At 55.8% G+C, this 17921-nt stretch carries 18 protein-coding genes, 1 other RNA gene and 1 other annotated feature; of the genes, 5 read left to right on the forward strand and 14 right to left on the reverse strand.

Annotated elements, in window-relative coordinates; all coding sequences use genetic code 11:
• Nucleotides 1-100: 100 nt before the first annotated feature.
• A complete protein-coding gene (locus CAFE_RS16725; protein ID WP_156991256.1) occupies nucleotides 101-964 on the forward strand; it encodes a patatin-like phospholipase family protein in 864 nt (287 codons plus the stop codon).
• 55 nt (nucleotides 965-1019) lie between these two features.
• On the opposite strand, the gene CAFE_RS16730 is transcribed toward CAFE_RS16725, so the two are convergent.
• The 3 genes from CAFE_RS16730 to CAFE_RS16740 all read right to left on the reverse strand — a co-directional run bounded on the left by CAFE_RS16730 (nucleotide 1020) and on the right by CAFE_RS16740 (nucleotide 4950).
• Complete coding sequence (locus CAFE_RS16730) at nucleotides 1020-1958, reverse strand: NAD(P)/FAD-dependent oxidoreductase (RefSeq protein ID WP_228724940.1); 939 nt, start codon at nucleotides 1956-1958, stop codon at nucleotides 1020-1022.
• 21 nt (nucleotides 1959-1979) lie between these two features.
• Entirely contained in the window at nucleotides 1980-2525 is a 546-nt protein-coding gene (locus CAFE_RS16735; RefSeq protein ID WP_066650311.1) for a glutathione peroxidase, read from the reverse strand.
• Between the two features lie 814 nt (nucleotides 2526-3339).
• Entirely contained in the window at nucleotides 3340-4950 is a 1611-nt protein-coding gene (locus CAFE_RS16740) for a peptide chain release factor 3 (protein ID WP_156991257.1), read from the reverse strand.
• A gap of 202 nt (nucleotides 4951-5152) precedes the next feature.
• Here CAFE_RS16740 and CAFE_RS16745 point away from each other — a divergent pair, with 202 nt between their 5' ends.
• Complete coding sequence (locus CAFE_RS16745) at nucleotides 5153-6031, forward strand: DegV family protein (RefSeq protein WP_156991258.1); 879 nt, start codon at nucleotides 5153-5155, stop codon at nucleotides 6029-6031.
• Nucleotides 6032-6201: 170 nt separating this feature from the next.
• Here CAFE_RS16745 and CAFE_RS16750 read toward each other — a convergent pair whose 3' ends face one another.
• The 3 genes from CAFE_RS16750 to CAFE_RS16760 all read right to left on the reverse strand — a co-directional run bounded on the left by CAFE_RS16750 (nucleotide 6202) and on the right by CAFE_RS16760 (nucleotide 8471).
• Nucleotides 6202-6777 (reverse strand): hypothetical protein, encoded by a 576-nt coding sequence (locus tag CAFE_RS16750; protein ID WP_066650306.1) that lies wholly within the window; start codon nucleotides 6775-6777, stop codon nucleotides 6202-6204.
• A gap of 110 nt (nucleotides 6778-6887) precedes the next feature.
• On the reverse strand, nucleotides 6888-7412 hold the full coding sequence (locus tag CAFE_RS16755; RefSeq protein ID WP_066650303.1) for a transcription repressor NadR: 525 nt from the start codon (nucleotides 7410-7412) through the stop codon (nucleotides 6888-6890).
• A 99-nt stretch (nucleotides 7413-7511) separates the two neighbouring features.
• Complete coding sequence (locus CAFE_RS16760) at nucleotides 7512-8471, reverse strand: bile acid:sodium symporter family protein (protein ID WP_156991259.1); 960 nt, start codon at nucleotides 8469-8471, stop codon at nucleotides 7512-7514.
• Between the two features lie 89 nt (nucleotides 8472-8560).
• Nucleotides 8561-8815 (reverse strand) — a binding site (T-box leader).
• A 728-nt stretch (nucleotides 8816-9543) separates the two neighbouring features.
• Here CAFE_RS16760 and CAFE_RS16765 point away from each other — a divergent pair.
• The 3 genes from CAFE_RS16765 (at nucleotide 9544) to CAFE_RS16775 (ending at nucleotide 11133) form a co-directional block, all read left to right on the forward strand.
• Complete coding sequence (locus CAFE_RS16765) at nucleotides 9544-9909, forward strand: DUF1292 domain-containing protein (RefSeq protein ID WP_228724941.1); 366 nt, start codon at nucleotides 9544-9546, stop codon at nucleotides 9907-9909.
• A 7-nt stretch (nucleotides 9910-9916) separates the two neighbouring features.
• Nucleotides 9917-10105: non-coding RNA, 6S RNA (ssrS, locus tag CAFE_RS16770), on the forward strand.
• Between the two features lie 134 nt (nucleotides 10106-10239).
• The gene (locus CAFE_RS16775; RefSeq protein WP_156991260.1) at nucleotides 10240-11133 is read left to right on the forward strand and encodes a DegV family protein; all 894 of its coding nucleotides are present in this window, start codon (nucleotides 10240-10242) and stop codon (nucleotides 11131-11133) included.
• Between the two features lie 50 nt (nucleotides 11134-11183).
• Here CAFE_RS16775 and ruvX read toward each other — a convergent pair whose 3' ends face one another.
• The 8 genes from ruvX to CAFE_RS16815 all read right to left on the reverse strand — a co-directional run bounded on the left by ruvX (nucleotide 11184) and on the right by CAFE_RS16815 (nucleotide 17915).
• On the reverse strand, nucleotides 11184-11618 hold the full coding sequence (gene ruvX, locus CAFE_RS16780) for a Holliday junction resolvase RuvX (RefSeq protein WP_066650291.1): 435 nt from the start codon (nucleotides 11616-11618) through the stop codon (nucleotides 11184-11186).
• Nucleotides 11615-12289 carry a histidine phosphatase family protein gene (locus tag CAFE_RS16785; protein ID WP_066650290.1) on the reverse strand — a complete coding sequence of 225 codons (675 nt, stop codon included), beginning with the start codon at nucleotides 12287-12289 and terminating at the stop codon, nucleotides 11615-11617. The genes ruvX and CAFE_RS16785 overlap by 4 nt, the downstream gene beginning before the upstream one ends.
• 136 nt (nucleotides 12290-12425) lie before the next feature.
• On the reverse strand, nucleotides 12426-13337 hold the full coding sequence (locus tag CAFE_RS16790) for a dihydroorotate dehydrogenase (protein ID WP_139104166.1): 912 nt from the start codon (nucleotides 13335-13337) through the stop codon (nucleotides 12426-12428).
• A gap of 2 nt (nucleotides 13338-13339) precedes the next feature.
• On the reverse strand, nucleotides 13340-14107 hold the full coding sequence (locus tag CAFE_RS16795) for a dihydroorotate dehydrogenase electron transfer subunit (protein WP_330594077.1): 768 nt from the start codon (nucleotides 14105-14107) through the stop codon (nucleotides 13340-13342).
• Nucleotides 14104-15036 carry an orotidine-5'-phosphate decarboxylase gene (pyrF, locus tag CAFE_RS16800; protein ID WP_156991261.1) on the reverse strand — a complete coding sequence of 311 codons (933 nt, stop codon included), beginning with the start codon at nucleotides 15034-15036 and terminating at the stop codon, nucleotides 14104-14106. The genes CAFE_RS16795 and pyrF overlap by 4 nt, the downstream gene beginning before the upstream one ends.
• Nucleotides 15037-15048: 12 nt before the next feature.
• A complete protein-coding gene (locus tag CAFE_RS16805) occupies nucleotides 15049-16326 on the reverse strand; it encodes a dihydroorotase (RefSeq protein ID WP_156991262.1) in 1278 nt (425 codons plus the stop codon).
• Nucleotides 16327-16364: 38 nt separating this feature from the next.
• Nucleotides 16365-17129, reverse strand: a complete 765-nt coding sequence (locus CAFE_RS16810; RefSeq protein ID WP_156991263.1) for a YdcF family protein — start codon at nucleotides 17127-17129, stop codon at nucleotides 16365-16367.
• A gap of 114 nt (nucleotides 17130-17243) precedes the next feature.
• The gene (locus CAFE_RS16815; RefSeq protein WP_156991264.1) at nucleotides 17244-17915 is read right to left on the reverse strand and encodes a hypothetical protein; all 672 of its coding nucleotides are present in this window, start codon (nucleotides 17913-17915) and stop codon (nucleotides 17244-17246) included.
• Nucleotides 17916-17921: the final 6 nt, after the last annotated feature.

Consider the following 17921-nt stretch of genomic DNA (forward strand, 5'->3'; position numbering starts at 1 on the left):
TGGAAAAAATCAACGATTCCGCTCAGAAAGTGTGTTTTCACCGAAAGATGTTTTCCCTCATAGTATTGAACAGGGATTAGAGGACGGAGGGAGAAACAAAATGTCTTTCGGAATCGCTTTGGCCGGGGGCGGGATCCGGGGCGCGGCCCATGTCGGCGTATTGCTCGCGCTGGAGGAAAACGGCCTCCGGCCGGAATCCGCGGCGGGTACCAGCGCGGGAGGGATTGTTGCGGGGCTTTATGCCGCCGGCGTCTCCGCCGCCCGGCTGAAAAAAATTGTTCTGGAACTGTCGCAATCCGGTCCGTCGTTTTTTGATCCGGACCTGACGGGACTCGCTTCCCTGATCCCGAATTTGCTGTTCCGCAGAACTTCCGGATTTTCGGGACTGCTGAAAGGGAACCGGCTGGAACGGTACCTGTACCGGCTGACCGAAGGGAAATTTCTGTCCGAATCCCACATGCGGATCGTGATTCCCAGCGTTGACCTATGCTCCGACAGCACGATCGCCTGCACCAACACACTGAAAGGGGTTCGCCCGATTCGCCGCGTGCGCTGGACGGATCGGATGCGGTTTTCGGATGCGATGCGCGCCACCTCCGCAGTGCCCGCTGTGTTCCGCCCCAAGATTATCGACTGCATGTGTCTGGTGGACGGCGGCGTGACGGATGTTCTTCCCATCGACCTGCTCCTCGCGGCGGGGGAACGAAACGTGCTTGCCGTGGATGTGTCGGAGGATTACGAGATGCCGAAAAACCTCAGCCTGATTGAAGTTGCTTCGCATTCTCTCGCGATTATGGAAACACGCCTGCGCGAATGCGTTACGCGCGGGGAAAAGATGATCCTCGACCCCGATCTTCCGGAAACCGACGGCCTGCTGAACCTTTCACAGATGCCCATGTGCATGGAAGCCGGATACCGCGCCGCCCAACGGGCGATGCCGCGCATCCGGAGCCTGTTCGCATAAGCGTATCAAAAAAAGAAGCTGCTCTTTACAGCTCCTTTTTTATAATTTATAACTTTTATTCGTGCGGATGATTCTGCAGGTACAAAAGCGCGGAATGCGCGGCGTTCGCGCCGTCGGAGATTGCCGTGACAATCTGGTACAGCTCTTTTTTTCTCAGGTCGCCGGCCGCGAACACGCCGGGGAGCGGTGTTTCGCAGGTTTCCGGAGCCTCAACAAAACCGTCCTTTAACGGCAGAACCCCTTTGAGCAGCTGTGTATTCGGCAAAATCCCGATTGCCACAAACACGCCGTCCAAATCCAGGATTTTCTGTTCCCCGCTGCTCCGTTTCTTCAAAACCAGATGTTCCACCTTTTGCGACCCCTGAATTTCGACGGATTCGTAACCATACAAAAACTCGACGTTTTCGTGTTCCTTCGCGCGTTCGACCAGATATTCCATTGCGCGGAGCTGATCGCTTCGGTTCACCAGAATCACACGTTTACATAATTCTGAAAGCTCGATGGCGTCGCCGACCGCCGTGTTGCCGCCGCCGACCACCGCCACCGTGCGGTTCCGGAAAAAATTGCCGTCGCAGGTCGCGCAATAGGAAACGCCCCGTCCGGTAAACTCCTGTTCGCCCGGAATATTCAGTTTCCGGCGTTCCGACCCCTGCGCCAGAATCACGGTTTTCGCCGAAAAATCGTGTTCCGCCGTACGAATCGTCTTCACCGCGCCCGAAAGTTCCAGTTTCCCGGCGCTTTCCGCCGCCGTTTGCACACCGGCGGACTGAACATGCTCCGAAAGCTTCCGCGCCAGGTCGGTTCCGTAAATCACCGGAAAGCCCGGATAGTTTTCCACAACGTTGGTGTATGCGACCTGCCCGCCCTGTGCCGGTCCCGTCAGCAGGAGCGTGGAAAGCCCCGAACGCGCCGCATAGATGGCGGCGGTCATCCCCGCCGGTCCGCCGCCCGAAATCAACACATCATACAACAAATCCGTATCCCCGCTTTCCATTTATTCTGCTTTCCGCTCCCGTCACAGAGCGGCTTTTACAACGGATTCCAGTTCCTCCGGAGTCACGGTCGGCTCAAACCGGCGCACGCTCTCTCCGTCGCGGCCGATCAGAAACTTGGTAAAGTTCCACTTGATTCCGTCGCCGGTCAGGTTCTCGGGATAATGCTCTTTGATCACGCCGTAGATAACCTTTCCCATTTCCTTTGAAAGCTCAAACCCCTGAAATGCCGCTTTCCCCTTTAACCAGGTGTAAAGCGGATCGGCTTTCGGGCCGTTCACGTCGATTTTTGAAAAAAGCGGAAAGGTTACGCCGTAATTCACTTTGCAGAACGAGGATATCTCGTCGTTGCTGCCGGGGTCCTGTTCCAGAAACTGGTTGCACGGGAAGCCGAGAATCACAAGGCCCTGATCCTTATATTTTTGATAGAGCTTTTCCAATCCTTCGTACTGCGGAGTAAAACCGCATTTGCTCGCGGTGTTGACCGCCAGAACCAGTTTGCCCTTATAATCGGAAAGGGATACCTCCTCTCCTTTGATGTTTTTCATTTTAAAATCGTACAGGCTCATTTTACTCCAACCTTTCATTTATGGAATTGATTGTTATTGTTTTCCTGTTTCTGTTCTTACTATACCACAAGAAAGGCGGCTTGTAAATAGTAATAATTATTATTTTTAAAATAGAAGTGCTCTTCCCCACTGGTTGAAGTCCCGGCTCTTTGATCTTACGTTCAATTCCTCTTTTCTGGGGCTTACCGGCATGGTGTCGGAACGCCTCCACGCAAAGCTGTCCCTATCATGCTTCCTGACAATTTTCCAGAGAATTCCCCCTGGTTCGATTCCTATTCGTATTATTTTCAATAAATTCCCCTTATAGTAAAACAAAGTACATGCTTTGGGAACTCAATCGTCCATCAAAATGAAAGAATCCTATCCCTTGCTGAGAGCATTTCTAATTCCTCAAAAAATAAATAGTTATCTCTATTGCAGCTTGTCAAAGAGACTTCTCATTCAAAATATCTTTCTGTTTTTTCATCAATCTTTCCTTTTGTTATCAAGTTGACTTTAAGATAATTATCATTTAGAATATTAAAAGCAATTCCCAAAAAGGAGATTAAAAGCTTTCATCAGGCCACCCGCAGTGTTAATTACAGTAAAGATATTTAAGTTTAAAGTCCGCTCTTATCCAACACCATATTTATGAGGTTTTGCATTTGTGTGTATGAAGCCTACTTCAAAAAATCGAAATAGCCTTTTTACGAAAGAAAAACATCCGCCTTCGGAAAACCGATGGCGGATGTTTTCATTCTCTTGAGAGCGGCTTTGTTCCGTCGCACCAGGCAGATCGGCCGGCCGCGGGCCGTTAGGCTCAGCAACTTGCCGCCTAGCGCTCGAAGTCGGTGCCGCCGAACTCGGAAAGCCTGAGCCCCCTGTTGTGGTCAAGCGCCCACTGGATGCTCCAGTTGTTGCAAAACAGCAGCAGATTGTTTCCGCGCACATCCTGCACGCGCTTGGTGTCGCTGGTCAGGTCGAGCGTTTTCAGATCGAGCTCCGCACTTTCGATCCAGCGGATTTCCTCATAAGGCAGGGGCGTCATGCGGATTTCCACATTATATTCGTTTTTCAGCCGGTACTGCAGAACGTCGAACTGGAGGGTCCCGACCACGCCGACCACGACTTCCTCCAGACCGGAATCCGGCTCGTGGAAAATCTGAATGGCGCCCTCCTGGGCAATCTGGGTCATTCCCTTGACAAACTGCTTGCGCTTCATGGTGTCCGCCTGCTGCACGCGGGAGAAATGCTCCGGGGCAAAGGTCGGAATTCCCTCGAACCGGAACGGTTTGTCCGCCGCGCAGAGCGTGTCCCCGATGGAAAAGACTCCGGGGTCGAACAGGCCGATGATGTCGCCGGCATACGCTTCCTCGATCACCTCGCGGTCCTGCGCCATCAAATGCTGCGGCTGCGCGAGCTTGACCTTGCGCCCGCCCTGCACGTGGAATACTTCCATTCCCTTTTCGAACTTGCCGGAACAGATGCGGATAAACGCGATGCGGTCGCGGTGCGCTTTGTTCATGTTCGCCTGAATCTTAAAGACGAACGCCGAAAAATCCGGGTCGAACGGATTGACTACGCCGGAATCCGAGTTGCGCGGCAGCGGCGCCGTCGTCATCTGCAAAAATTCCTTTAAAAAGGGTTCCACGCCGAAATTTGTCAGCGCGGAGCCAAAAAACACCGGCGACAGCTTTCCCTCCCGGACAGCCTCCAGGTCAAACCCGTCGCCCGCTCCGTCGAGCAGCTCCACGTCGTCCCTCAGCTTCGCGGCAAAATCCGCGCCGATGGCGGATTCCAGATGCGGGTCGTCAAGCGAAACTTCGGTTGATTTAACTTCTTTGGATTCAAAAACCGCGTCGCTGTTCGCGTGGAAAATCAAAATCTTTTTCGATTCCCTGTCGTAAACGCCCTGAAATTCCTTTCCGGAGCCGATCGGCCAGTTGACCGGGCAGGTGCGGATACCGAGAAGATTTTCGATTTCCTCCATCAGCTCGAACGGGTCGCGCGCGGCGCGGTCCATTTTGTTGATAAACGTGATGATCGGGATATGCCGCAAAGTGCAGACCTTAAACAGCTTTCTGGTCTGCCGCTCGACGCCTTTGGATGCGTCCAGCACCATCACGGCGGAGTCCGCCGCCATCAGCGTGCGGTAGGTGTCCTCCGAAAAATCCTCGTGGCCCGGGGTATCCAGAATATTGATGCAGCATCCGTCATACTGAAACTGCATCACGGAAGAGGTAACGGAAATTCCCCTTTGCTTTTCAATTTCCATCCAGTCGGAAACCGCGTGCCGCTGCGCTTTTTTTCCCTTGACGGAACCGGCAAGAGCGATCGCCCCGCCGTACAGCAGCAGCTTTTCCGTCAGAGTGGTTTTGCCCGCGTCGGGGTGTGAGATGATTGCAAAAGTCCTTCTTCTGCCGATCTCGCTTTGAAAGTCAGACAATCTAGTTCCTCCAGCCTGTACAATAGTATTCTTATTTTAAGACTTTCCGGGTAAATAATCAAATGGTACGGCAAAATATTTTCGAAATCAGGACGGCCCCGTCCGTTTTCCCCCGCGGCTCTCCGGCGCGGCACCCATTGAAAACCGCCCCGCAACATGATAAAATAAGTTTATCCTGCTATGACAGGCTTGGAGGAAAACAATGAACGAACTTAACAGCAACAGCATCAATCCTTCGCGTCAGGTGAAAATCACGGCGGACAGTACGTGCGACCTTTCCGACGCCGTTTTGGAAAAGTATGATATCGACCTGATTCCCCTGTACGTTGCGCTGGGGAACAAGTCTTACCGCGATAAATTTGAAATTTCGCCGGACGACCTGTACGACTATGTCCGGAAGACCGGAAAGCTCCCGAAAACGTCGGCCGTTACGGTCAAGGATTATCTGGACCGGTTTCTGCCGTACAAACTTGCCGGCAGAAGCATTCTCCATTTTACCATCAGCAGCTCCATGTCCGCATGCTACCAGAACGCGGTTATTGCCGCCGAAGAGCTTGGAAACGTCCGCGTGATCGACACCGCCAACCTCTCCACGGGAATCGGTCACCTCGCCGTGCGCGCCGCGGAGCTGGCCGCGTCGGGCCTCGACGCCGACCATATCGCGCGTGCCGTCACGGAGCTGATTCCGAAGGTTGAAACCAGCTTTGTCATCGATACGCTGAGTTACCTGCATAAAGGCGGCCGCTGTTCCGCCGTCGCCGCGCTCGGCGCAAATCTGCTTTCTCTCAAGCCCTGTATCGAGGTTCGCGACGGCGCGATGAAAGTCGGAAAAAAATATCGCGGAACTCTTGAAAAATGCCTGACCTCCTATGTATCGGACCGTTTGCAGGGCCGCGCGGACATCGATTTGCGGCGGATTTTCGTCACGCATTCAAAACTGTCTCCCCGTGTGACGGAATCCATCCTCAAGCAGATCGGCAGGCTGGCAAAGTTTGAAGAGGTCATCGAAACCGAAGCCAACAGCACGGTCTGCACCCACTGCGGCCCCGGAACACTGGGAATTATTTATATGAAAAAATAGTAAAACGCACCCCGACCGGTTTTCAAAGCCGCTCAGGGTGCGTTCTTCCCTATGGATTCAATTTTGCCTTTCCCGATTCGCCTTCGCCGATAGGGCCGCTTCTCTTCCGTGCGCTCCAGCAGATAATCCACGCTGACTTCATACCGATCGGCAAGAGCTCTGGCGGCGTTTTACCCCTTCGCCCTCGCGCTGACCGGAATTCGGATCACTCTGGAAACCGGCTTCCACGCGGCGACGGAAATTCCGAAATCGACCATGCTGTGGATCAAGCCGCCGAGTCCGATCAGCAACAGCGCAAACATGACATAACCGCTGGAGTAAACCGCACTGGAAAGCCGGCCGCCGAAGTAGAAAAACGTAACCACAACCACTTCACTCGCGGCATGGATCACGCCCAGAAAAAGGCCGAACAGGAAAGTCTTCGCCGAAAACATCATCGCAGCCGGCCTCTTCTGCAGCATGACGGAGCCGATCACAACAAAAATGATGTGGCTCAGCGCGCGCAGCGTAATGACCAGCGGAAGCCCCGACAGGAAGAATCCGAGCGTCGTCCCAAGAGTGACCGCCACGGCGACCCCCGGCGAGATAAACATCGCCAGAAAAATCGGCACATGGCTGGCTAAAGTGAACGAAGCCGGCCCAATCACGATTTTTGGAAAGGTCATGGGAATGACGATTCCCACGGCGCACAGCAAAGCCGCGATCGTCATGGTCTGGATGTTCTGCATGGCATTTTTGCGGTTCATAATGATCACTCTCCTCAGACTCCCATTCGGGATATGTCATTTCATATGTCTTTACACCTGTTAAGACTATTCTAGCAGGAGAATGAAAAAAGTCAAGCCCCGACTCTCAATTATTCCCGTTCAAACAAAATATTTTCCTGTTTCAGCTTTTCCAAAACACGCCGGTACGCGTCTTCGTTCGGGCAGGAGATGGTGTGAAGATGCACCCCGCCCGTCAGATCGCATAAGGGAAGCGACCGGCTTTTCTCCAGCTTCCGGACAAAATCGTCCGCGTCAAACCGCGAAAAAATCTGAAGCCGTCCGGAAATCTGGCCGTAAACGGCGTGTTCCACAATCACGTCGAGCACCCCGCAGCCGTTGTCCACGGCGGCATACAGCTCGCGGGCGATGCCTTCCCGGTCATGCCTGCAGGCAACGGTCCGCAGCAGCTCGCCCGGCCGAACCTCTCCGCTTTCCAGGAGGTAGCCCCTGGGCGTTGCGGTGATCGGCTGATTCGCCGCGCGCAAAAGAGCGATATCCCCCACGATGACCTGCCGGCTGACATTCAGTTCTCCGGCCAGTACCCCCGCGCTGACGGGCGAATCGCCGCTCTTTAAAATTTTAAGAATCTGTTCCCGACGTTGTGTTGGATTCACTGCCGACCACACCCTTTCTTTCCGATTATCATACCATAAACGCTTAAAAAAATCACCCCGCAAGGGGGTGATCGAAGCGCCGTTCATAAAACGTCCGTATTATTCTGCCAGGGATTTTTTCAAAGCGGAGATTTTCCTCATATGATTCGCCATCAGATTCGCGACGATCGAACCGGAAAAATTGTGCCACACACTGAAGATCGCGCCCGGAATCGCGGCGGCCGGTGAAAAATGCGCGGCGGCAAGGGTGACGGCAAGCCCGGAGTTCTGCATGCCGACCTCAATCGCCACGGCGTTGCGCTTCGCGGCGTCCATCCCAAACAGCTTCGCACCGAGAAAGCCAAGGCCGTAGCCGCACATATTATGAAGAATCACAACCAGGCAGACCAAAAGGCCGCTTGTCATGATCTTCGCGGCGTTCCCGCCGACGACGGCCCCGATGATCAGCGCGATGGCGGTTACGGAAACCAGCGGCAGAACATCGTTGAACGCGGTAACTTTGTCTCCGAACAGCCTATGGACCATCAGCCCGAGTACAATCGGAAGCAGAACAACCTTGCAGATGGAAAGGAACATCGACCAGAACGACACCGAGACCCAGGTTCCGGCCAGCCACCAGGTCAGCAGCGGCGTCATCAGCGGAGCGGCGGCGGTGGAAACCATGGTCATGCTGACGGAAAGGGCCACGTCGCCCTTGGCGAGATAAGTCATGACGTTGGAAGAAGTGCCGCCCGGACAGGTGCCGACCAATATCACGCCGACCGCCAGGTCGGCGGGCAGCTGGAAAAGCTTTGCCAGCGCGAACGCGACAATCGGCATGACCGTAAACTGGAACAGAAAGCCTGCGAAAACATCCTTCGGTCTGCGGAAAACTTCTCTGAAATCAGAAAACTTGAGCGTTAAGCCCATCCCGAACATCACGACTCCCAGCAGCAGCGTGATGTGAGGAGCAGCCCAGGTAAAGGCACGCGGGGAGAGCAGGGCGACAACGGCGACAGCCAGCGAAAGAACCGCCATGTACTTTCCGGCAAGGTCACTCAGTTTTTTCAAAGCATTCATAATTCTTCCCTCCAAAATTTGAACACATCGAGACAACCGCGCATGATCTGCGGAATCTGCCGCACAGACGCAAAAAGGGCTTTTGCCTCCAAAGAGGCAAAAGCCCTGAAAAGCTTCTGCGGTACCACTCTTCTTGCCGTCCTTCGGGACGGCCGCTCGTTAGGCATCGTTTTCAATGCCCGGCAAGGTAACGGCTGCCGGCCGTTCGCTCCTACGCAGGCCGAAAGGCCCTTCAGATGAATGCTTATGGGTGATATTTCACGCGGTCCCCGCCATGCCTCGCACCGACCGGCAATTCTCTTCCGCGGAGAAAGCACGCTACTTTTCCCAATCATCGCATTTGTCTATCCGTGTTTTTCTTAACTATAAACGACCGTTTCAGATTTGTCAAGAAGTTTTCCCGAAAACTTAACGAGGGCTCCGGCGGTATCCGCCGGAGCCCTGCAATATAAACTGTGTGAATTGTCTTGTCTTTCGTCCCGGCAGAAAACCGATTCGCCAGAAACCGGTTTTGCCGCGGGAAAAAACTCCCCAAATCAATACATCGGAATCACCAATTAAATGTTTCTCCGGTCCGAGCCCACATGCGTTTTTCACTGAGCCGCCTTGTCATTCTGTCCCGGAAGAAAGCTTCATTTCGAAGCCCGAATCAGCTGTGAAAGTAACCTGCGGTGCGCCGGCCGGGCAAAAATCCGTTCCTGCAATAGGCCGTTATCCGCTTCATTCCTTTCCTTGATTTTCTGAAAGTCCCCGCCCAACGAACGACGGCTGCGCTGTCTGCCGGTCCTCATCCCTGCCCATTGGACTCACTCCCTTCTCAGCAGAAAAGTTCGTTTCTTTTCGATGCGCTTCCTTTGTTTCCCTTTCTCCTGCAGCCCCGGCCGCAAATGGGAAACCGCATCGATCTTTGTTTTCCCTTTTCCTTACATTTATATTATAAAGACTATTGTGGTATAAGTCAATATATTTTTTAAAAATATCAAAAAATTTTTAGTATAATTTTTACTCGTATAATTTTCCTGTTGACTTGTCGGCCCTATCAGCGTAGAATGATAACGACGAGAAAACAGAAATGAATCGTAAGGAGAGTTCCCTGATGCAAGACGAATTCGGCCCTGATATCCTGACCCTGGTGGACGATGAAGGCAATGAGCATGAGTTTGAAATACTGGATGTCATCGACAACGACGACGGTTGCTTTTACGCTTTGCTGCCCGTTCTCAGTGACCCTCAGGATAAAATCGACGCAGAAGGAACCTATTATATTTTTGAATCTATAGAAGAAAACGGTGAACAGCAGCTCGCAGAGGTGGATGACGAAGCTCTGCTTGACCGGCTCGCGGAACAGTTTGAAAGCCGGTTTGAGGAGCTGTACAGCGATGAAGACGACGATTCCGACGGCGATTTGCCGGAGGATGAGAATAATATCGAAGACTGATTTTGTTTGTATCCTGCCTGGTGCGCGGATTTGTGCAGAAATAACCCTACAATTATGAATCGGGAGCTTCGGCTCCGGCGGCGGACTTCAGACCTCCCGGCTTTTGCCGGACGAAGGGAGTGCGAAGCCGCCGGGCGGGCACCCACCTGCTACTGGTAGCAGGTTATTCAGCACGTTACGGCCAGGCGGGTCTTTTATATTTATAAAGATTGTCCCTGAATTTCAGGGGCTTTTTTCTTTTTATCCATCATTTTATGGACAAAATTGGCAATAAAAGGTATAATGTGTTTAAAAAGACAACCACCAATTCCGGAAAGGGGTTCCGATGAAATGAGCGATTACAGAATTATAACGGATTCCAATACCGATCTGACCCAAGAGCAGACAGAAAGACTGGACCTTGCCGTCATCCCCATGAGCTTTACGATCGGGGACGACTCCCTGCTGGATTATCCGGACGAACGCGATCTCTCCTCCCATGAGTTTTACCGACGAATTGCCGCGGGCGAAACTTCCACAACCAATCAGATCAGCATTGCCACCTTTACGGAAACCTTCGAGCCGTATCTCGCCGCCGGGCAGGACGTTCTCTACCTCGGCTTTTCCTCAGGCCTGAGCGGAACCTATAACAATTCCGTGATCGCGGCGAAGGAGTTAGCGGCAAAGTATCCGCAGCGCAGAATTGCGACGGCTGACACGCTGGCAGCTTCCATGGGGGAGGGCCTGCTGGTGTACCACGCCGCGATGATGAAGCGCGGCGGCGCTTCCCTGGAGGAAGTCCGAAGCTGGATGGAGCAGAACCGCAACCGAATGCACCATTGGTTCACGGTCGACGACCTGAACCATTTAAAGCGCGGAGGAAGAATTTCCGGCGCTTCCGCTCTGGTCGGGACCATGCTCGGTATTAAGCCCGTCATGCACTTTGACGATCAGGGGCATATCATCCTCATGGAAAAAATCCGCGGGCGCAAGCAGTCGCTGGACTCGTTGATCAGCCACATGGAAAAGACCTGCATCGAACCCGACAAACAGATGATTTTTATCAGCCACAGCGATTCGCCGGAGGGCTGCGAGTACGTCGCCTCCGAGATCAAAAGACGTTTTGGCGTCAACCAGATTGAAACGGCGCCGATCGGGCCGGTTATCGGCGCACACACGGGAACCGGAACCGTCGCGCTGTTTTATCTGGGGCAGGACCGGGAATACGAGCAGCAACAGCAGTAGATAGCGGCCCAAAATAGAAAAGCGGAAAGCTTCCCGACCCGTTTACGGGGTTACGGACGCTTTCCGTTTTTTTGATTTCTGCGAAAGGCAAGGTAATCCTGCAAAATCACCGTAGCCGCGACGGCGTCAATGACCGCTTTGCGCTTTTTCCCGCGCGTATCCGTGTCATTCAGATACCCGTGCGCGGTGATTGTTGTTCCGCGCTCATCCCAAAGCTCGACCGGCAGGCCGCTTTGCGCCTTCAACAGCTCCGCAAACTTTCTGGCGTTTTGGGCGCTTTCGCCCTCCGAGCCGTCCATGTTGCGCGGCAGGCCCACAACGATCTGTTTCACTGCGAGGGTTTTCGCTTCCTGCGCGACGGCTTCGGCCAGCCGTTCCCGGTTCCGCTGAGCCACAACGCGGACCGGCGAGGCCAGCACCTCGCCCTCGTCGCACACAGCCAGCCCGGTTCGCGCCATTCCGAGGTCGACGGCAAGAATCTTCACGGCGCGACCGCCTTGGCGTCCGACAGATCCCTCCCGTTTCTGCGGTAAACGGAAAGCTCCGGCGGAATATGGGAGGCGTCGTTCATTTTGACGACCTTCGCCCTCAGCTCGTCGTCAAAGTCAACCACGCTGACGGCCGTGTTGTCGCACCAGCCGATCTCCCCGACCCGGTCGACCGGCCAGCCCAAAGCATGGCACAACAGGTTCCGGATCGCGCATCCGTGGGAAACGACACAGACGGTTTTTCCCAGATTAGCCCCGGCGATTTCCAACGCGGCCGTCCACATGCGGTCGTAAACCTCCCGCATCGACTCTCCGCCCTCCGCATGGAACTTTCCGGGAAATTCGTTCCAAACGGCAACCATCGGGGAATCCTCGCGCTCAATTTCCGCCCAGGAACGCCCTTCCCAGACTCCGACGTCGATTTCCGAAAGGCGCTTATCCACCTGAATCGGAAGATTGTGGTAGCGGTTGATTGCCTGCGCCGTCTTGAACGCGCGCTTGAGCGGGCTGGAATATATGGCGTCAAACGGCTCGTTGCGCAGGCGCATGGAAACCAGCTCCAGCTGAACCGCGCTGTTTCCGCTGACGTCGCAGTCCGTGCGCCCCTGAAGAACGCCCTTTGTGTTCCCCTCCGCCTCGCAGTGGCGGACGAATACCAATCTTGTCAATTTAGTTTTCCCTCCGTTTTTTTCTCTCTTTCACAGTACGGCGGATTCCCCGGCCTGTGATGATGTTCTCTGCACGCCTCACAATCACCGTGCCGTCTGCATTTGAGGCGCGGGCACGGACAGTTTTCCTTTTTCTCTACCATGGCTTCACCTTCCCGGTCAGCTCCGAAACCGCCGGAATTTCATTCTCATTCAGGTAAGCTTCCAGCCCCTCCAGAATTTTAACCGGCGCGTAGGGATCGGAAAACAGGACGGTGCCGATCTGCACGGCGGACGCACCCGCCAACAGCATTTCCACCACATCCCGCCAGGTTGAAATGCCTCCGAGGCCCACGACCGGGATTTTCACGCGGGAGCTTGCCTGCCAGACCATCCGCAGGGCGACCGGCAGCAGCGCCGGGCCGGAAAGGCCGCCCGTGTTGTTTTTCAGAATCGGGCGGCGGGTGCGAAGGTCGATGCGCATGCCGGTCAGCGTGTTGATCATCGACAGCGCGTCCGCTCCCGCGCCCTCGACCGCCGCCGCGATTTCCCCGATGTCGGTGACGTTCGGGGAAAGCTTAACCATCAGCGGCTTTTTGCAGTACCTGCGAACCGCCGCCGTAACCGCCGCCGCGCTTTCACACGACGTTCCGAAGGCCGCGCCGCCCTGCTTCACGTTCGGGCAGGAGATGTTCAGCTCGACCATGTCAACCTCGGCTTCCGAAAGACGTTCCGCCATTTTGCAGTACTCCTCCGGCGTGTTTCCGGCAATATTCGCGATCACCGCAGTGCCCTGTTCCCGCAGCCAAGGCAGATCCTCCCGGATAAAATGCTCGACGCCCGGGTTCTGCAGCCCGACCGAGTTCAGCATCCCGCCCGGCGTTTCGGCGATGCGCGGCGGCGGGTTGCCGGCCCGCTCCCGGAGCGTCAGGCCCTTGCAGGCGACGCCTCCAAGCGTGGAAAGCGGATAGAACTGTGCGAATTCCCTGCCGAAGCCGAATGTGCCGGAGGCCGCGATCAGCGGATTGCCGAACGTTACGCCCGCAATATTCACCTGTAAATCCGCCATTTTCATTCCTCCCACACAACGGTTTCCGCATCAAAAACCGGGCCGTCTTTGCACACATGCCCAAAATAATCCCCGTTTTCCCCGCGCAGCTTTACCGCACAGCCAAGGCATGCGCCGATTCCGCACGCCATGCGTTCCTCCATCGAAACATAGCACGGAACGCCGCGCTCTGCCGCAAGCTTCGCGATCGCGCGGAGCATCGGCTTCGGCCCGCAGGCAAAAACGACGTCGAACGCAAGGTCCCCGATCAGGTCCAAAACCAGCCCGCGGCGCCCGAACGAACCATCGTCGGTCGCAATGCGGGTTTCGCATCCGGTCGATTCAAAGTCGTCTTTCAGAATCACCGCGTCCCGGCTGCGGAATCCGGCGGCCAGAACCGCGTTTTTCCCGAACGGCTTCGCCGCCTCCAGCAATGGCGGAACCCCGATTCCGCCGCCGACAAACAGCGCCCGGCGGGATGTGTCCCCCAAATCGAAACCGTTCCCAAGCGGCGCGAGCAGGTTGACCGGTTCGCCCGGATTCAGAAGGGACAGCGCCCGGGTCCCCTCGCCCCGAACCTGAAATACAAAGCGCAGCGTGCCGTTTGCGCGATCAATGCCGCAGATTGAAATGGGACGGCGCAGGGTTTTCCCCGGCACCAGAAACTGGGCGAACTGCCCCGCGCGGGCCTTGCGCGCCGCCTCCGCGCAGGAAACGGTCAGGTCAAAAAAGCCGGGCGCGATTTCGGCCTTTTTCAGAATTTCACAGGCTGCCGTATCATAGGATTTCACAGACGGATCCTCCCGATTTTCGTCAGGATCGCGTCGCGCATCTTTTCAGCTTCTTTCGCGGCGGCTTTGGCGTAGTCCTCCGGCGCCGTGTTCTGCTTCTGCCACGCGCAGAGAATGGAGCGGGATGCGTTTACCACCGCGCCGAGGCCGTTTTGCTCGAACGCGGGCGCCGCGTCCTCCGCGCCGCCGCCCTGCGCGCCGTAACCCGGCACCAGGAAAAAGGTTTTCGACAGCATCCCGCGCAGTTCCCCGAGCTGCGCCGGCCAGGTCGCACCGACCACCGCGCCGACCCCGGAGTATCCGTATTTGCCGGGCAGGGCCTCGCCCCACTCCTCACAGTACTGCCCCATCGTCTCATACAGGGGCTCGCCGCCCTCCAGCGCCTGATTCTGAATTTCGTCGGAGGAACGGTTGGAGGTCTTGACCAGCACGAAGATTCCCTTGTCCTCCGCACGGCAGACATCCAAAAGCGGAAGAATCCCGTCGGAGCCGAGGTACCCGTTCACCGTCAGCGCGTCGCCGCCGAACGCGGCCGCCGTTTCGCCCGCAACCTCTGTTTTGCCCAGGTGCGCCGCGGCGTAAGCCTGCATGGTGCTGCCGATGTCGTTGCGCTTGCCGTCCGTAATGACGAACAGCTCTTTTTCCCTTGCGTACGCGATGGTGTCGTGCAGGGCTTTCATCCCCTGCCAGCCGTACATTTCGTAATACGCGCACTGCGGCTTAACGGCCGGAACAATGGGGCACAGCGCGTCGATGATTCCCTTGTTAAATTCCAGAATCGCGGCGGCGGCCCCGTCCAGCGTTTTTCCGTACTGCCGGAACGCCTTTTCCTTTATATCACCCGGGATGTAGTCCAGTTTCGGGTCGAGCCCCGCCACCGTCGGGTTCTGCTTCTTTGCAATGGCTTCAATCAGTCGGTCCAGCGCCATGTTGGTTCCTCCTTACAATTCCTTTTGATAAACAATCATTCCATTCAGGATCGTCATGATGACGCGGCCCGTCAGCTCCATACCCTTCATAACCGCATTCCGGCTCTTCCCGTGCAGTTTTGACGGGTCGACCGTCCAGCGCTCCGCGGGGTCGAACAGCACGACGTCCGCCGAAGCGCCGGGTTCCAGCGTTCCGCCCGGAATGCCGAGCAGGCGCGCCGGAGCGACTGACATTTTCCGGATCAGCTCCGGCAGGGACAGAAGCCCCGGCAGAACCAAAAACGTGATTCCTGCCGCGAGACTGGTTTCCATGCCGACCGCGCCGCTCGGGGCGCTTAGAAAATCCGCCTTCTCCCGCGGCGTGTGCGGCGCGTGATCGGTCGCGATCACATCGATCGTTCCGTCCCGCAGCCCTTCCGCCACAGCTTGGCGGTCTTCCTCCGTGCGAAGCGGCGGATTCATGCGGTAATCCGCGTCGCGCCGCAGCAGCTCCCTTTCGGTCAGAGCAAAATAATGCGGCGCGGTTTCACAGGTAACCGGAGCCCCGCGCCGCTTTGCGTCCCGAATCATCCCGACGGAGGTTTTCGTGCTGACATGGCAGATGTGCACCGGCAGACGATACGCCTCCGCCAGCGCCAGCTCGCGCGCGGTGCCGCAGTCCTCCGCGGCGGCGGGAATCCCCGGAACGCCCAGCGCGCGCGACACCTCGCCCTCGTTCAGCTTCCCGCCGCCCGCCAGCGAAAGGTCCTCGCAGTGGGAAGTGACGAAAAGGCCGAGTTTCGCCGCTTCCCGCATTGCTCCGGCCATCAGAACCGAGTCGGCGACCGGCCTGCCGTCGTCGCTGACCGCCGCGGCTCCGGCCTCTTTGAGTTCTTTCAGATCGGTCGGCTCCGCGCCCGCAAGCCCTTTGGTGATCGCGGCGGCAACATAGACGCGGGCATCCGCTTGTTTCGCCTTATCCAGCACCCCGCGCACCGTTTCCGCGCGGTCCAGAGCGGGGCGCGTGTTTGGCATGCAGAGCAGGCTGGTGACCCCGCCCGCCGCCGCCGCGCGGCAGCCGGACAGAACATCTTCCTTTTCTGAAAACCCCGGGTCACGCAGATGGACGTGCAGGTCCACGAGGCCCGGCGCGGCGACAAGGCCGGACGCTTCGATCACCCGCGCGTCCCCGCAGTCGACCGTTCCGCCCAGCTGCGCGATTCTGCCGCCGCAGATCAGCAGGTCTCCGGTTTCATCCATTGCGCGGGACGGGTCCACAAGCCGCGCGCCGCGAAGCAAGAGTTTTTCCATGTGCACCTCCGTTTGACTGACTGGAAAAAGGGCCTGCCTTACGGCAGGAGCAGATAGGCGGACAGCGCCAGCAGCTCCCGCGCCCAGCAGGCCGAGAAAATATACCACGGCGTATGCGCGGGAACCGCCCACGCCGAAGCGCCGAGCCCGCGCGCAATCGAACAGGCGCGGTATTCATGATATTCGTCCGTGACGATCGCAAGCCCGCGGTTCAGACCGTTTTGACCGATGATCTTTTGTGCGTTTGAGATATTTTCCTGCGTGGAGGTCGACCGGTCTTCCAGAAAAACGCGGGAAGCGCCGACTCCCCGGCTGACCAGACCTTCCCGGATGACTTCCGCTTCCGTGCGGTTTTCGCCGCGCCCCTGCCCGCCGCAGGCAACGCAGGCCGCGGCCGGATGCGCGTTCAGATAATTCGCCGCCGCTTCAATCCGTTCCCTCAGATCCGCGCTGGGAACGTTCCCGCTCACCTTACTGCCCAAAACCAGCACCGTCGCCGTTTCCGGCGGGGCGGAGGCCGCGCCCGAAACCATCAGGCCGGTCAGCGCCGCCGTCCACAGAAGGCCGGCGCAGAACAGAACCAGAACCGCTGTTTTCAGTTTTTTTACCGCGCGGTTTTTGCCGCATAAGGCATTGATCCTGCCGGACAAAAGCACACACGCCAAAATCAACAGACAAACCGCAATCCCTAAAATATTGCCGATATTCAGCACGTTCCAGTGGATCGGCCCGATAAACCAGACAAGCCCCAAAGCGGAAAGGATTCCAAGAACCCAAAGCGCCGCGCGCCTGAATTTTCCCAACGGTATCACCTCTCCGGTTATTATAGCATAAAACCGTACGGGTTCAAACAGATGCGTTTAAAAAAGCGCCCGCCCCAAAAGCAATCTGCTTCAAGGCGGGCCTTTTACCGAAAGTTACCTCATGTACTTCGCAATGACCTCTTTATAAATGTTTTTGTAATTGGCAGCGTCATCTTTGCCAAGGTTCAGCTCTTCATTCGACATGGAATCAACGGACGGCGCGCGCATCAAATTTCGCGTCACAACAGGATAGCGGCCAAGTTCGTTATCAACGGGAGTGTAGTTTCCTCCGTACCACTCTTTCTTTTTAGTTTCATCCGCAAGAAAGAATAAATATTCCTTCCCTGTTTCAGACGGCAGGTAATTTCCATCATATCGAACCGTCTTACTTTGCCCCTCGTCCACGGTAAAATAATTTTCCGCGAGCGGTATGATTTCTCCTTTCGTAAAATTTCCGCGATAAACCTCTGTTATTTTTAACGATGAAACCGTAATCCCCATATAAGGTACTTTTTGCCCCGTTTGTTGCACTTCAAAGTACTGCAGCTTTTGTTTCGCATCATCCTGTAATATCCCCTTGACAATACAAGTACTTTCGTCTTCTATCTTCTTCAATGTCTGTGGAAGCGTCCCTGTTCTATCCAACTTTTCCTGTGAATATTGAACCGTTTTGCTATGAGGCATAGAAGATATCGATTCAGATCTTGCTGTAGTAAATTGGGAGTTCACCGCACAGACTAGTAAAAGGACAAATGTCAAAATCACGCCAGTGAAAAACTTTTTCATCACAAT

The sequence above is a fragment of the Caproicibacter fermentans genome, from assembly GCF_009746625.1.
Taxonomy (GTDB): Bacteria; Bacillota; Clostridia; order Oscillospirales; family Acutalibacteraceae; genus Caproicibacter; species Caproicibacter fermentans.